Source organism: Streptomyces sp. adm13(2018) (genome assembly GCF_008042145.1).
GTDB lineage: Bacteria > Actinomycetota > Actinomycetes > Streptomycetales > Streptomycetaceae > Streptomyces.
In genome coordinates this window covers 285,750-299,095 of the sequence record NZ_RDBH01000141.1, presented here as the reverse complement: position 1 = coordinate 299,095, position 13,346 = coordinate 285,750, and the positions used below count along the sequence as shown (strand labels likewise).

11 protein-coding genes are annotated in these 13,346 nt (G+C 72.7%); 2 read left to right on the top strand and 9 right to left on the bottom strand.

Going from position 1 to position 13,346, the window contains the following annotated elements; all coding sequences use genetic code 11:
• Positions 1–128: 128 nt before the first annotated feature.
• The 6 genes from EAO70_RS29405 to EAO70_RS29380 form a co-directional block, all read right to left on the bottom strand.
• Positions 129–1,187: a BMP family protein gene (locus EAO70_RS29405; protein WP_148005880.1), complete on the bottom strand. Its 1,059-nt coding sequence runs from the start codon at positions 1,185–1,187 to the stop codon at positions 129–131.
• Between the two features lie 313 nt (positions 1,188–1,500).
• Positions 1,501–2,721: an amidohydrolase gene (locus EAO70_RS29400; RefSeq protein ID WP_148005879.1), complete on the bottom strand. Its 1,221-nt coding sequence runs from the start codon at positions 2,719–2,721 to the stop codon at positions 1,501–1,503.
• 116 nt (positions 2,722–2,837) lie between these two features.
• Positions 2,838–4,055, bottom strand: a complete 1,218-nt coding sequence (locus EAO70_RS29395) for a hypothetical protein (RefSeq protein ID WP_148005878.1) — start codon at positions 4,053–4,055, stop codon at positions 2,838–2,840.
• Entirely contained in the window at positions 4,052–4,945 is an 894-nt protein-coding gene (locus tag EAO70_RS29390; protein WP_148005877.1) for an N-acetylneuraminate synthase family protein, read from the bottom strand. The genes EAO70_RS29395 and EAO70_RS29390 overlap by 4 nt, the downstream gene beginning before the upstream one ends.
• A gap of 11 nt (positions 4,946–4,956) precedes the next feature.
• Positions 4,957–6,141, bottom strand: coding sequence for an acylneuraminate cytidylyltransferase (locus EAO70_RS29385; protein ID WP_148005876.1), 1,185 nt, complete (start codon positions 6,139–6,141; stop codon positions 4,957–4,959).
• Entirely contained in the window at positions 6,141–7,430 is a 1,290-nt protein-coding gene (locus EAO70_RS29380) for a DUF6716 putative glycosyltransferase (RefSeq protein WP_148005875.1), read from the bottom strand. Before EAO70_RS29380 ends, EAO70_RS29385 begins: the two co-directional genes overlap by 1 nt.
• A gap of 219 nt (positions 7,431–7,649) precedes the next feature.
• On the opposite strand from EAO70_RS29380, the gene EAO70_RS29375 reads away from it, so the two are divergent.
• Both EAO70_RS29375 and EAO70_RS29370 read left to right on the top strand, forming a co-directional pair.
• On the top strand, positions 7,650–8,690 hold the full coding sequence (locus EAO70_RS29375; RefSeq protein WP_148005874.1) for a glycosyltransferase family 2 protein: 1,041 nt from the start codon (positions 7,650–7,652) through the stop codon (positions 8,688–8,690).
• Entirely contained in the window at positions 8,687–10,009 is a 1,323-nt protein-coding gene (locus EAO70_RS29370) for a polysialyltransferase family glycosyltransferase (RefSeq protein ID WP_148005873.1), read from the top strand. The genes EAO70_RS29375 and EAO70_RS29370 overlap by 4 nt, the downstream gene beginning before the upstream one ends.
• 105 nt (positions 10,010–10,114) lie before the next feature.
• Here EAO70_RS29370 and EAO70_RS29365 read toward each other — a convergent pair whose 3' ends face one another.
• From EAO70_RS29365 to EAO70_RS29355, 3 genes are read right to left on the bottom strand one after another with little or no spacing between them, the layout of a single operon-like run.
• Entirely contained in the window at positions 10,115–10,936 is an 822-nt protein-coding gene (locus tag EAO70_RS29365; RefSeq protein ID WP_148005872.1) for a MerR family transcriptional regulator, read from the bottom strand.
• A gap of 37 nt (positions 10,937–10,973) precedes the next feature.
• Complete coding sequence (leuE, locus tag EAO70_RS29360; RefSeq protein WP_148005871.1) at positions 10,974–11,639, bottom strand: leucine efflux protein LeuE; 666 nt, start codon at positions 11,637–11,639, stop codon at positions 10,974–10,976.
• A 59-nt stretch (positions 11,640–11,698) separates the two neighbouring features.
• Positions 11,699–13,279 carry a methylmalonyl-CoA mutase gene (locus tag EAO70_RS29355; RefSeq protein ID WP_148005870.1) on the bottom strand — a complete coding sequence of 527 codons (1,581 nt, stop codon included), beginning with the start codon at positions 13,277–13,279 and terminating at the stop codon, positions 11,699–11,701.
• Positions 13,280–13,346 lie beyond the last annotated feature (67 nt).

Genomic DNA, 13,346 nt, shown 5'->3' with positions numbered 1-13,346 from the left:
AAGTTATCGTGCCAGGGAGACATCTACACGCGTAGCGCTGCCGAAAAGTGAAAACCCGTACGGGAATGGGGCCCGGCAACGATGGGGTGCCACCGCTGCCGGGCCTTGGGTCGTTGACCAGTGCGTCCTTACGGAGCGGTCTTGACCGTGATCTTGCCGTCGATGATCTCCTTCTTCGCCTTGTCCACCGCGGCGATGAGGTCCTTCATCTCCTTGAACTTCGGGTTGGAGTCGGCGAGCGCGACACCGTCCGTGGCGAGACCGTAGCGGACCTCACCGGACTGCGGCTTGCCGTCCTGGACCGACTTGATCACGTTGAAGACGGAGTCGGAGACGTCCTTGGTGACCGAGGTCAGGATGGCGTCCTTGTAGGAGGCCAGACCCGGCTGGTTGTACTGGTCGGAGTCGACACCGATCGCCCACTTGCCGGCGGCGGAGGCGGCCTCGATCGCACCCGAGCCGGCCAGACCGGCGGCGGCGTAGATCACGTCGGCGCCCTTGTCGAGCTGGCCCTCCGCGGCGGCCTTGCCGAGGTCGGGCTTCGAGAAGCCGTCGAAGTTCGGCGGCTGGGTGAGGTACTGGACGAGCACCTTCGCCTTGGGGTTGGTGTCCTTGACGCCCTGCGCGAAGCCCGCCTCGAACTTCTTGATCAGCGGAACCTCGACACCGCCGATGAAGCCGACCGTGCCGGACTTGGACGCCTTGGCGGCGGCGACGCCGGCCAGGTAGGAGCCCTGCTCCTCGTTGAAGACGAGGTTGGCGATGTTCGGGCCGGTCTTCGACGTGTCGTCGATGAGGCCGAAGGTGGTCTTCGGGTAGGCCTTGGCGACCTTCTCGATGGCCGGGGCGTAGGCGAAGCCGACACCGATGACCGGGTTGTTCCCGGCGCGGGCGAGCGCGGTGAGGCGCTGCACCTTGTCGGCGTCGCCCTCGCCCTCGGAGGGCTCGGCCTCGGCGCCCTTGACGCCGAGCTCGTCCTCGGCCTTCTTGAGGCCCGCGTAGGCGGCGTCGTTGAAGGACTGGTCGCCACGGCCGCCGATGTCGTAGGCGATGGCGGCCTTCGTGGCCTTCGCGCTGGAGCTCGGGCTGGAGCCGGAGTCCGTCGAAGACTTGCCACACGCGGTGGCGGAGAGGGCGAGCGCCGCGGAGGCGATGCCCACGGTCGTGATCCTGGTGATCCGGCGCAAGAGGAGGGTCCCTTCAAGACTGACCGAAAGCGCCTCTTCCGGCGCTGGTTTCGCGGCGATCGTAACGCGCGTAGATGTCAGTTAAAGACCCGTTCATGAGTCGTTATCGGATCGTCGCGAACCGGCCAGCCGAGGCGACCGGGGGCGTTCGGCCCGGTACCGCCGGTTATATCTCCGGGTCCCGGCGCCGCGGACGGAGTCCCGGGGCGCCACGCCGGGTCGTTGGACCGAAGGGGCGACGCCGGTCGGCCGGACGGATGAAGCTCCGCCCGGCCGGAATCGCGGCCTCATTTGGCCTGAAATAAGCGCTGAATCAGTGCTTTGGCGCCGCGTCCAGCAGCGCCGCGGCGGTGAAGAGCTCCACCGCGGCCTCGATGCAGCTCTCGTCCACGTCGAAGTCGCCGGCGTGGAGATCGCGCACCCGGGTGTCGCCCGGGGTGCGGACCCCGAGGCGGGCCATGGCGCCGGGGACGTGCTCCAGGTACCAGGAGAAGTCCTCGCCGCCGAGGCTCTGCTCGGTGCCCTCGATCGAGAACGGTCCGCGGCGGGCGGTCATCGCGGCCTGGAGCAGCTCGGTGACGGCCGCGTCGTTCACCACCGGCGGGACGCCTCGGACGTAGGTGACGGTCGACTTGGCCCGGTGCAGGGTCGCGACCTCGTCGATGGCCGCGTGCACCAGGTCGGGCGCCTCCCGCCAGGTCGGCAGGTCCAGGCAGCGGACGGTGCCGGAGAGCTCGGCGTGCTGCGGGATGACGTTGCAGGCGTGACCGGACTCGATACGGCCCCAGGTGACCGAGAGTCCCGAGCGGGCGTCGATCCGTCGGGCCAGGACGGCGGGGACGTCCACGGCGACCCGGGCGGCGGCCGTGACGAGGTCGGTGGTGAGGTGCGGACGGGCGGTGTGGCCGCCGGGCCCGTCCAGGGTGATCTCCAGCCGGTCGCAGGCCGAGGTGATGGGCCCGGTGCGGAGTCCGATCTTCCCGGCGTCCACCCTGGGGTCGCAGTGGACGGCGATGATCCGGCCGACCCCGTCCAGGACCCCCGCCTCGATCGCGTCGGCAGCGCCGCCCGGGAGGACCTCCTCGGCGGGCTGGAAGAGCAGTCGCACCGGGGCCGGGAGCAGCCCCTGCCGGTCCAGGTCGGCCAGGACGAGTCCGGCGCCGAGGACGGTGGTGGTGTGGACGTCGTGTCCGCAGGCGTGGGCGCGGTTGGCCACGGTGGAGTGGTACGGGACGGTCTTGACGTCCGGGATGGGGAGCGCGTCGAGGTCCGCGCGGATCGCGAGCATCGGCCGCTCCGGGTCCGGGGTGCCGATGTCACAGATGAGTCCGGTGCGGCCTGGCAGGACCTTCGGCGCGAGGCCGGCCACCTCCAGGCGGGCCTTGAGCGCGGCGGTCGTACGGAACTCCTGGTTCCCCAGCTCCGGGTGCATGTGCAAGTCCCTGCGGAAGGCGATCAGTTCGACGCGCAGGGGTTCGGACAGCGTTCCGGGCAGGGTGACGGAGCCTGGCTCACGGGACTTCAACTGGTTCACCCTTTGAAGGGTAGGCCTCCGGAGAGGCCAACTGCCCGTTGATCACGAAAAGTTCAGCCCGTTAGGGGAAAGTTTTTCGGTTCGGCAGGCTTGAAGCCCGTTCTGTATGGGTACGCTCAGCCGAATTCGAGCCGATCGGTCGGGTTCACGGACCGCGAGGTCAGCCGGTCCACCTCGTGGGCCGCGGTGCCCGTCACCCCGGACAGGAAACCCTGCGCCCGCGGTGAGGCGGTCGCCCGCAGCCACTCGGGCGCGATCTCGCAGACCGCCACCTTCACCCCGGTGCCGGCCAGGGCCAGCGGCAGGGTGTGCACCACGGTGGACGGGAAGCTGACGACCGTACGGCCGATGGGTCCGCGGCGGGCGATCAGCTCCAGGGGCAGCTCCGGGCGGACCACCTGGAGGCCCGTCTCCACCGCGATCCGGTGCAGCTTCTCGGCGCTCTCCCGGCGGTGCGCGAAGTAGCGGGTGGCCCCGTGGGTCCGGGCCAGCTCCGCCACCACCCGGTCGTAGTGCGCGGCGTCGACCACGCCCGTCTCCACCAGCGAGGTCCCCACCAGGTCCGCGCCTCCGGTGAGCAGCGGCGGGCCGAACCGCGCCCGGGTCCACGCGTAGGTGTTCTCGGTGACCGTGATGCCCTCGGGGGCCTCGACCGGCAGCGAGGTGAAGATCTCGACCGTGCGGCCGGGCGTCGGGGCCAGGCGCTTCCGCGCCAGCAGGGACACCGGGGCGAGCGCCAGCTCGCGCGGGTCCAGGGCACGGCTCCTGCGGTGCCAGCGCACCAGCCGCTCACCGCGGCCGACCTGGGCGGCGTACTCCATGGTGGCGGTGCCGTCGTCGACCACCGTGAGGTGCCGGGGGCCGAAGAGGGTGAGGAGGAGCTGGACGTACCGGGAGAACGGGTCCCCGATGATCACCCGCTCCGCCGAGCGCAGCGGCCGGGCGAGCTCGCGCAGCGTGCGGACGAGCGCGCCCCGGCCGCCCCGGGCCTCCTGCCAGTGGACGGTGAGGCCCTCGTCGCGGGCCAGCTGGGCCATCCGGCGCAGCTGGCCCCGCGACATGGGGTCGGTCGGCGAGAGGACGACGACCGTGAGGGCGGGTCCGGGCGGTGCCGCACCCGGGGCGGCGTCCGTCGAGCGGGGCGCCCGGCCGTCCGCCGCGGCGTCGGCGGGGCCGGACGCGGTGGCGGGACCGGACGCCGGGGCGTCCGCCGGGCCGTGCGGGCCGGCGGACGCCCCGGCGGGCGCGCCCGCGGCGCGGCCCCGGGTGTGCGCCCACTCCAGGACGTTGAGGAGCTGGACCGGGCTCTCGACGAACGCCAGCTGCCCGGTCATGCGGCGACGAGCCCCTGGACCCGGCGGAGCTTCTTCATCGGACCGAGCTCCGACTCGTAGACCTTCTTGACGCCGTCGCCGAGGGCGGTCTCGATGGTGCGGATGTCGCGGACCAGGCGCTGCAGGCCCTGCGGCTCGACGGAGGCGGCCTGGTCGGAGCCCCACATGGCGCGGTCGAGGGTGATGTGGCGCTCCACGAAGGTGGCGCCGAGGGCGACGGCGGCCAGCGTGGTCTGGAGGCCGGTCTCGTGGCCGGAGTAGCCGATCGGGACGTTCGGGTACTCGTCCTGGAGCGTCTGGATGACGCGCAGGTTGAGCTCCTCGGCCTTGGCCGGGTACGTGGAGGTGGCGTGGCAGAGCAGGATGTTCGCGCTGCCGAGGACCTCGACGGCGTGGCGGATCTGCTCCGGCGTCGACATGCCGGTGGAGAGGATGACGGTGCGGCCGGTCTCGCGCAGCGCGCGCAGCAGCTCGTCGTCGGTGAGGGAGGCCGAGGCCACCTTGTGGGCCGGGACGTCGAACTTCTCCAGGAAGGCGACGGCCTCGGTGTCCCACGGGGACGCGAACCAGTCGATGCCGCGCTTCTTGCAGTGCTCGTCGATGGCGCGGTACTGCGTCTCGTCGAACTCCACGCGGTGGCGGTAGTCGATGTACGTCATCCGGCCCCAGGGGGTGTCGCGCTCGATGTCCCACTGGTCGCGCGGGGTGCAGATCTCGGGGGTGCGCTTCTGGAACTTGACGGCGTCGCAGCCGGCCTCGGCGGCCACGTCGATCAGCGCGAACGCGTTGTCGAGGTCGCCGTTGTGGTTGATGCCGATCTCGCCGGTGATGTAGACCGACTGGCCCGGGCCGGCGGTCTTGTCGCCGAGGGTGCGGATACGGGTGTTCATGGTGCTGTTCCTTACGGTCGGGGGGTGTCGAGCTCGGGTCCGAGGAGCCAGGCGGCGATCTCACGGATCGCCCCCGAGCCGCCCGGGGTGACGGTGACCGCGCGGGCCGCGGCCCGTACGGAGTCGTGCGCGCTGCTCACCGCGACGGGCCAGCCGACGAGGTGGAAGCAGGGAAGGTCGTTGACGTCGTTTCCGGCGTAGAGCACGCGCTGCGGGTCGATGCCCTCGGTCTCGCACCACTCCTTGAGGGCCCGGTCCTTGCGGTCGATGCCGTGCAGGACGGGGATCTTGAGCTTGCGGGCGCGGGCGGCGACGACGGCGTTCTGCTCGGTGGAGAGGATGAGGACGGGCAGTCCGGCGCGGCGCAGGGCGGCGATGCCCAGGCCGTCGCCGCGGTGCGCGGAGACGAACTCCCGTCCCTCCGCGTCCAGGTGGACCCGGTCGTCGGTCTGCGTGCCGTCGAAGTCGAGGACGACGGCGTCGATGTCCGCGAAGCCGGGGGTGGCGGGGGTGTCGAGGAGCGGGGCCAGGACGCGGGCGCGGGCCAGGTCGTGCGGGTCGTCGATCTCCAGGACCCGGGCGGGGTCGGTGACGACGAGCGCCGTGCGGCCGAAGAAGCGGTGCCGGTGGGTACGGAAGCCGGCCGCGTCCATCGCGTAGACGGCGCCGGTCTCCAGGTACTCGGGCTCCCGGTCCTGGCGGCGGGGGCGGTGCGCCTTGTCGTGGTTGACGCCGGTGGCGCCGTCCTCGACCGTCTCGCGCCAGAGGAAGCCGTGCGACGGGGCGGCGGTGAAGGCCGTGTCGGCCGCCCCGGAGGTGATGCGCTCGACGGTCTCGGCGACCTCCGCGGAGCCGAGGAACGGGCTGGTGCACTGGACGAGGAGGACCACGTCGACGGAGCGGCCGTGGGTGGCCTCGAAGGCGTCCATGGCGTGCAGGACCGCGGCCTCGCTGGTGGCGGTGTCGCCGGCGATCTCGGCCGGGCGCCGCACGGCCTCGGCGCCCGCGGTGCGGGCGGCGGCCGCGATGCCGGCGTCGTCGGTGGAGACCACGACGTGGGTGACGGCGCGGGCGCCCAGGCAGGCCCGGACGGCGCGGGCGACCAGGGGCACTCCGGCCACCGGGGCGAGGTTCTTGGCGGGCACGCCCTTGGAACCGCCCCTCGCGGGGATCACGGCGAGCACGGTGGTGGTCATCAGAGTTCTCCCAGACGGCGGATGACGGGGGCGACGCGCTGCACGCCGTGGCGGTAGGCGCCCCGCGCGGCCTCCCGGACGACCCGCCGCAGCCCGCTCTCGCGGGGCTCCGGGGCGGTGGTGTCCAGGCGGTGGCGGGCGAGGATCCCGGGCAGGTAGCCGGGGGCCGTCTCCGTCGTGTAGTAGGGGGTGATCGGGGGGAGCGCGGGCAGCGCGAGGAGGGCGGCGACCCGGTCCCGGGCCGCGTCGAAGGCCGCCTCGTACGAGCCCCCGGCCGCCACGCCCTGCCGGGCGAGCCAGTCCTCGTCGGGCGTCGGCACGAGCCCCTGGTCGAGCCGGTCGAAGGAGGCCAGCAGGCCGGAGCCGACGAAGTGGTGGTTGCCGAGCACCTCGCGGACCCCGAGGTCGGTGAGGATCGCCGTCGGGATGCGCCGGTGCAGGGCTTCCAGGGCGGCCGTCGAGGAGACGGTCACGAGCAGGTCGGTGCGGTCGAGGACCTCGCCCATGTGCCCGTACACCAGGGAGAAGTTGGCCGGCGGGTCCAGCTCGCGGACCAGCTTCTGGAACGGGTACTCCTCCAGGTGCGTGGTGTGCTCGCCCGGCTTGGAGCGGAGCTTGAGGAGCACCTCGCGGCCCGGGTGGAGCCGGGCGTGCTCGATCAGGCGCCGCAGGACGTAGGCGCGTTCGGCCCGGGTCGCGGGCACGGACGGCTGGGCGGCGAACACCAGGGTGTCCCGGCCGGCCTCGGGGGTGTGCGGGGCGCCGCCCAGGAAGGGCAGAGCCGCCTCGACGACCGGGTCGGCCCCGGCGCCCACCCCCTCGTACACCGCGCGGAAACGTTCCGCGTCGTGCCGGGAGTTGGCGAGGACCACGTCGGCGCCGTGCCGCAACAGCAGGCCGTCGGTCAGCTTCTCGTAGACCACCCCGACGTAGCCGGTGACGACCACGGGACGCCGTGCGAGACCCAGGTCGGCGAGGCCCTGGAGGACCGCCCGCACGGTGCCGCCGACCAGCGCGAGGACGACGACGTCGTAGCCCTCGCCGCGCGCCTCCGCGTCCCGGACCGCGCGCAGGAACTCCGCCCCCGTCACCTCGCGCGGGGCGGTGGTGGACACCCCCGTCTCGGCGAGCTGGCGCGCGGTGGGGGTGGCCCGTCCGCGCAGGACGAATCCGGCGGGTTCGGCGCTCGCCGGGGAGATGCGGCGCGCCGTGAGGGCGCCCCATTTCCACCGGGTGTCGGAGTCGGCGAGTACGGCTGTCCGCACCGCTTCACTGGTACTTGCTGGCACGCCGAGGACGCTAGAAGGGCATTCCGCTTTCCGGCCCAACTGAGAAGCAACAAACGGTGAACAGAGCCTCTCCGTGCGTTGAAGCGGGTCGCGAACCGGCCGGATCGAGGCCGAATCTCCCTGCCGGTAAAGGCGGTTAATTCCCCCGCCGCCCCGTGTTCACCGAAGGGACGCCCGGCGGTCGGTGGGAGGGCCGGGACGGCGCCTAGCGTCGACCGCGTGGTCAAGCTCTCCGTCGTCGTGCCGTTCTTCAACGTGCAGACATACGCCCCCGACACCCTCACCAGCCTGCGGGCCAACGCCCGGGAGGACTTCGAGTTCCTGCTGGTCGACGACTGCTCGTCGGACGGGACCCCGGACCTCCTCGAACGGGCCGCCCGCGAGATCCCGGGGGCCGTCCTGCTCCGGCACGAACGGAACGGCGGCCTCGCCACCGCCCGGAACACCGGCCTCGACGCCGCCCGCGGCGAGTACCTCACCTTCCTCGACGGGGACGACTGGCTCGCCCCCGGCTACTACTCCCGCCTGGTCGCCGCGGCCGAGGGCCTCGGTTGCGACTTCCTCCGCACCGACCACGTCTCCGTCACCGGCCGGAACCGGAGCGTCCGCCGCGTGCCGGTCCCGCGCCGCGGCGAGGTCCTCGACCCCCGCGGCGCGATCCTGCCCGCGCACCGGACGACCTCGGTCGACTACCCGTACGCCTGGGCCGGCGTCTACCACCGGCGGCTCCTCGACCGCGGCCTGCTGCACTTCACCCACGGCCTGCGGACCGCCGAGGACCGGCCCTGGATCTGGCGTCTGCACCGCGAGGCCGATTCCTTCGCCGCCATCGGAGAACTCGGCGTCTTCTACCGGCGCGGAGTCGCGACCTCGCTCACCCAGATCGGCGACACCCGGCAATTGGATTTCATCCGCGCTTTCGACCAGGTGATCGACGAGACCGCGAAGGACCCGGACGCCGCAGTTCTCCTCCCGAAGGCCGTCCGCACCTATTGCGCGGTGATCTCCCACCACATCGGATCGATCGAACGATTCGAACCCGACGTCGCACGACAGCTGAAGGCGATGAGCGCGGGAGCCCTGCGCCGCATGCCGCAGGACGTCCTCGACGAGGCCCTCACCGCGATGGGCGGGGACCGCGCCACGATGCTGCGCAGGCTCCGGCGCCGCCGGCCCGCACCGCCACCGGCACCGGGCACGGGCCCCGGCACCAGCACGGGCACCGCCACCGGCCCCACCGCCGCGGAGGTGGCCGCGTGAGCACCCGCCGCACCACCCAGATCTTCTGCGCCTCCACCCTCTACGGCGCGGTGACCATCGCCGCCGCCCTGGACAGCGGCGCCTTCGGCCCCGCCGACCGCCGCATCCTGCTCGTCACCAACAACGCCGCCGTGCCCGAGACCACCCCGCCGCTGGACCAGGCCGAGGGCTTCGAACGGCTCCGCGACCGCTTCGACTCCGTCCTCTCCTGGAACGAGACGATCTCCCCGCTCCACCCCGGCGGCTGGACCCCCCGGCCCAGCGACCTCCCGCTCCTCCAGCGCCATCTGCGCCGGATCTGGGACCTCGGCGACGACCGCGTCGAACTCGCCCTGGAATCGATCCAGGTCACCCCCGCCCTCGCCATCGCCCAGCTGCTCCCCGACGCCCCCGTCACCGTCTACGCCGACGGCCTCATGAGCTACGGACCGACCCGCAACAAGATCGACCCGCTGATCGGCGGACGCGTCGGCCGGCTGCTCCACCTCGACCTCGTGCCCGGCCTCGCGCCGCTGCTGCTCGCCGAGTTCGGGGCCGTACCGGAGGCCGTACCGACGGAGGCGTTCACCCGGTGCGTCGACGAACTGGCCGGACCCGCCGCCCCGGCCGCCGCCGGGGACGGGCCCGCGCTGCTCCTCGGCCAGTACCTCGCGGCGCTCCACCTGCTGACCGCCGCCGAGGAGGAGGAGCTGCACCTGCGGATGGTGCGCGGCGCCGTCGCCCGCGGCCACCGGCGACTCGTCTTCAAGCCGCACCCGACGGCGCCCGACACCTGGTCGAAGGCGCTCACCGAGGAGGCGGCCGCGCTCGGCGCCGAGCTGACCGTGGAGGACCGGCCGGTCCTCGCCGAGGTGCTCTACCGCGAGCTGCGGCCCGCCCTCGTCGTCGGCTGCTTCTCCACGGCCCTGCTCACCGCGCACACCTTCTACGGACTGCCGGTCGCCCGGGTCGGGACGCGCGAGCTGCTGGAGCGACTCACCCCGTTCCAGAACAGCAACCGCATCCCGCTGACCGTCGTGGACGCCGTCGTGCCGCCCCTGGAGGACGGCCCGGAGGACGACGCCGCGATCGCCACGGACCGGCTGAACGACCTGGTCGCGGCGGTCGGCTTCGCGATGCAGCCGAAGATCCGGCCGGAGCTGCGGGAACCGGCGGTACGGCATCTGTCCGGGCCGTTCGCCGAACGCACCCGGCACCACTTCACCCGCCGCCGCCTCACCGTCCTCAACCTGCCCGGCGGCATCCCGCTCCCCCGCCACCCCCGCGTCCGCGGACTGGCCCGGCGCGCGCTGCGGCTGCGCAGGGCACTGCGGAGGTAGCGGACCGGCGGGCGGCTCCGCCGGAGGTGCCGCCCGCGACGAGCGGCGGGCCCGGGCCCCGTGCGGGGGACCCGGGCCCGCGCACCCTGAGCCCGGCACCCGCCCTCAGGTGCGGACGATCGCCTCCTGGATCTCCGTCACCCAGCGCGAGCGGTCCTCCGGGCACTCCAGGTACAGCTCGCGCGCGTACTCCCGCGTCCGGTACCCGTTCGCCCCGATCCAGCGGGCCAGGTTCTGCGCGGTCGGCAGGATCGTGTCCATCGAACCTCGGTGGACGACGGTCGCCGCCTCCTCGATCCCCGGCAGCACGTGCACCTCGACGCCCTCCACGGCCGTCCCCTCGGGCACGGTCATGCCCGCGTGCACGAGGACCGAGCCGTCGCCCCGGCCCGCGTCCTCGTAGTACGCGATCCCCGGGCCGAACCCGGTGACCCCGGCGGCCTCCAGGCGGCCGCACAGCTCCTCGTACAGGGGCCCGATGACCGGGCCGATGTGCTGCGGGCCGAAGCTCGCGGCGACCCCGCTCAGTTCGGCGATCCGGACGGCGGGGATCTTCTTCACGACGACGTCCTGGGTGGACATGCGTCCCTCACTCTCGATGGCCCGGAGCCGCGCGCCGACCTGGGCGAGCCGCCCCCGCGCCTCCGCCAGGGCCGTCTCCAGCTCGGCCTGGCGCAGCCGCAGCATCCCCCGCAGCTCGTCCGCGTCGAACCGCTCGTCGAGGATCGCCTTCACCTGTTCGAGGGTGAAGCCGAGCTCCTTGAGCGCGATGACGCGGTTGAGCAGGGCGAGCTGGTCCGCCGTGTAGAAGCGGTATCCCGTGTGCGGGTCGACCCGGGCCGGGCGCAGCAGTCCGATGGCGTCGTAGTGCCGCAGCATCCGGACCGACACCCGCCCGTGCCGGGCGAAGTCTCCGATGATGAACATGACGACCCCTACGGAACGGCCTGACACGGTGTGAGGGTCAAGCGGCGCTGCTGAGCGAGAGCTTCGCGGCGAAGCCGAGGAAGAGGGCGCCGGCCGCGGAGGTGGCTCCGGCGGAGAGGCGTCGGCGGCGGCGGAACGCGGCGGCGAGGCGGGTGCCGCCGAAGATCAGCATCGTGAGGTAGAGGAAGCTGCCGATCTCCAGGAGCGTGCCCAGGACCAGGAACGACAGCGCCGGGTAGGCGTACGCCGGGTCCACGAACTGCACGAAGAAGGAGATCAGGAAGAGGATCGCCTTCGGGTTGAACAGGCTGATCACGAGGGCCCTGCGGTACGGGTTCTCCCCCGGCCCGGCCTGCTCCTGCCCGCTGCCGTCGTCGGCCGGCTCGGCGGCCGCGCCGCGCGTGCGCCACATCTCGCGGGCCGAGCGCAGCATGCCGTACGCCATCCAGGCCAGGTACCCCGCGCCCGCGTACTTCACGATCATGAAGAGCAGGGGGGTGGTCTGGAGGAGGGAGGCCGCGCCGAGCGCGGCCAGCGTCATCAGGACCGCGTCGCCGGTGAAGACGCCGGCGGCGGCCCGGTACCCGGTCCGGGTGCCCTTGCGGGCGGCGACGGACAGCACGTACAGCGAGTTCGGCCCCGGCAGGAGGATGATGAGGACGAGGCCCAGGAGGTAGGTCGGAAGATCGGTGACACCCAGCATGAAGCGGAGTGTCGCATGCCGGTACGGGTCACCGCCCGGGTGTTTCGCATCGCGGAAGATCAGAAGGCGTCGGCCGGGACGTACGTCCCCCAGACCTGCCGCAGCGCGTCGCAGACCTCGCCGACGGTGGCGCGGGCCCTGAGGGCCTCCTTCATCGGAGGGAGGACGTTGTCCGTCCCCGCGGCCGCCCTCCGCAGCTCCGCGAGGGCCGCGTCCACCGCCGCCCCGTCGCGCCCGGCCCGCAGGGCGGCGAGCCGCGCGGCCTGCTGCGCCTCGATCTCCGGGTCCACGCGCAGCGGCTCGTACGGCTCCTCGGCGTCCACCGTGAAGCGGTTGACGCCGACGACGACCCGCTCCCCGCTGTCGGTCTCGCGCGCGACGCGGTACGCCGAGCGTTCGATCTCGCCCTTCTGGAAGCCGCGCTCGATCGCGCCGACCGCGCCGCCCATGTGCTCGACCCGTTCCATCAGCTCCAGGACCGCGGTCTCGATGTCGTCGGTCATCCGCTCCACGACGTACGAGCCGGCGAACGGGTCCACGGTCGCGGTCACGTCCGTCTCGTACGCCAGGACCTGCTGGGTGCGCAGGGCCAGCCGGGCGGACGTGTCGGTCGGGAGGGCGATCGCCTCGTCGAAGGAGTTGGTGTGCAGGGACTGCGTCCCGCCGAGCACGGCGGCGAGGCCCTGCACGGCGACGCGGACCAGGTTGACCTCGGGCTGCTGGGCGGTCAGCTGCACGCCCGCGGTCTGGGTGTGGAAGCGGAGCATCAGGGACCTGGGGTTCCTCGCGCCGAACTCCTCCCGCATGAGCCGCGCCCAGATCCTGCGGGCCGCCCGGAACTTCGCCACCTCCTCCAGGATCGTCGTGCGGGCCACGAAGAAGAAGGAGAGCCGGGGGGCGAAGTCGTCCACGTCCATCCCGGCGGCGACGGCGGTCCGGACGTACGCGATGCCGTCGGCCAGGGTGAACGCGATCTCCTGCACGGGCGAGGCCCCGGCCTCCGCCATGTGGTAGCCCGAGATGGAGATGGTGTTCCACCTCGGGATCTCGGCCCGGCAGTACCGGAAGGTGTCGGCGATCAGCCGGAGGGAGGGCTTGGGCGGGAAGATGTACGTGCCGCGGGCGATGTACTCCTTCAGCACGTCGTTCTGGATCGTGCCCGTCAGCCGGTCCGCGGGGACGCCCTGCTCCTCGCCGACGAGCTGGTACATGAGCAGCAGCAGGGCCGCGGGGGCGTTGATCGTCATCGAGGTCGAGACCCGGTCCAGCGGGATGCCGTCGAGCAGGATCCGCATGTCCTCGACCGAGTCGACGGCCACCCCGACCTTGCCGACCTCGCCGGAGGCGATCGGCGCGTCCGAGTCGTGGCCCATCTGCGTGGGCAGGTCGAAGGCGACGGACAGGCCCGTGGTGCCGTGCGCGATGAGCTGCTTGTACCGGGCGTTGGACTCGGCCGCGGTGCCGAAGCCTGCGTACTGGCGCATGGTCCACGGCCGGCCGGTGTACATCGACGGGTACACCCCGCGGGTGAAGGGGTAGGCGCCCGGCTCGCCGAGGCGCTCCGCCGGATCCCAGCCCGCCAGGGCCTCCGGCCCGTAGACCGGCTCGATGGGCAGTCCCGACTCCGACTCGCGCGTCATGGGCTGTGCCTTCCGCTGCGTACGACCCCTCCCCACAGCATGCGCGGATCGTGACCTTCGCGCGCAA

Bases quoted from the DNA above. Each gene is read 5' to 3' on its own strand.
- EAO70_RS29365 (WP_148005872.1), bottom strand. From the start codon at position 10,936: ATGTTCATCATCGGAGACTTCGCCCGGCACGGGCGGGTGTCGGTCCGG.
- leuE (WP_148005871.1), bottom strand. From the start codon at position 11,639: ATGCTGGGTGTCACCGATCTTCCGACCTACCTCCTGGGCCTCGTCCTC.
- EAO70_RS29395 (WP_148005878.1), bottom strand. From the start codon at position 4,055: ATGACCGGGCAGCTGGCGTTCGTCGAGAGCCCGGTCCAGCTCCTCAAC.
- EAO70_RS29385 (WP_148005876.1), bottom strand. From the start codon at position 6,141: ATGACCACCACCGTGCTCGCCGTGATCCCCGCGAGGGGCGGTTCCAAG.
- EAO70_RS29355 (WP_148005870.1), bottom strand. From the start codon at position 13,279: ATGACGCGCGAGTCGGAGTCGGGACTGCCCATCGAGCCGGTCTACGGG.
- EAO70_RS29390 (WP_148005877.1), bottom strand. From the start codon at position 4,945: ATGAACACCCGTATCCGCACCCTCGGCGACAAGACCGCCGGCCCGGGC.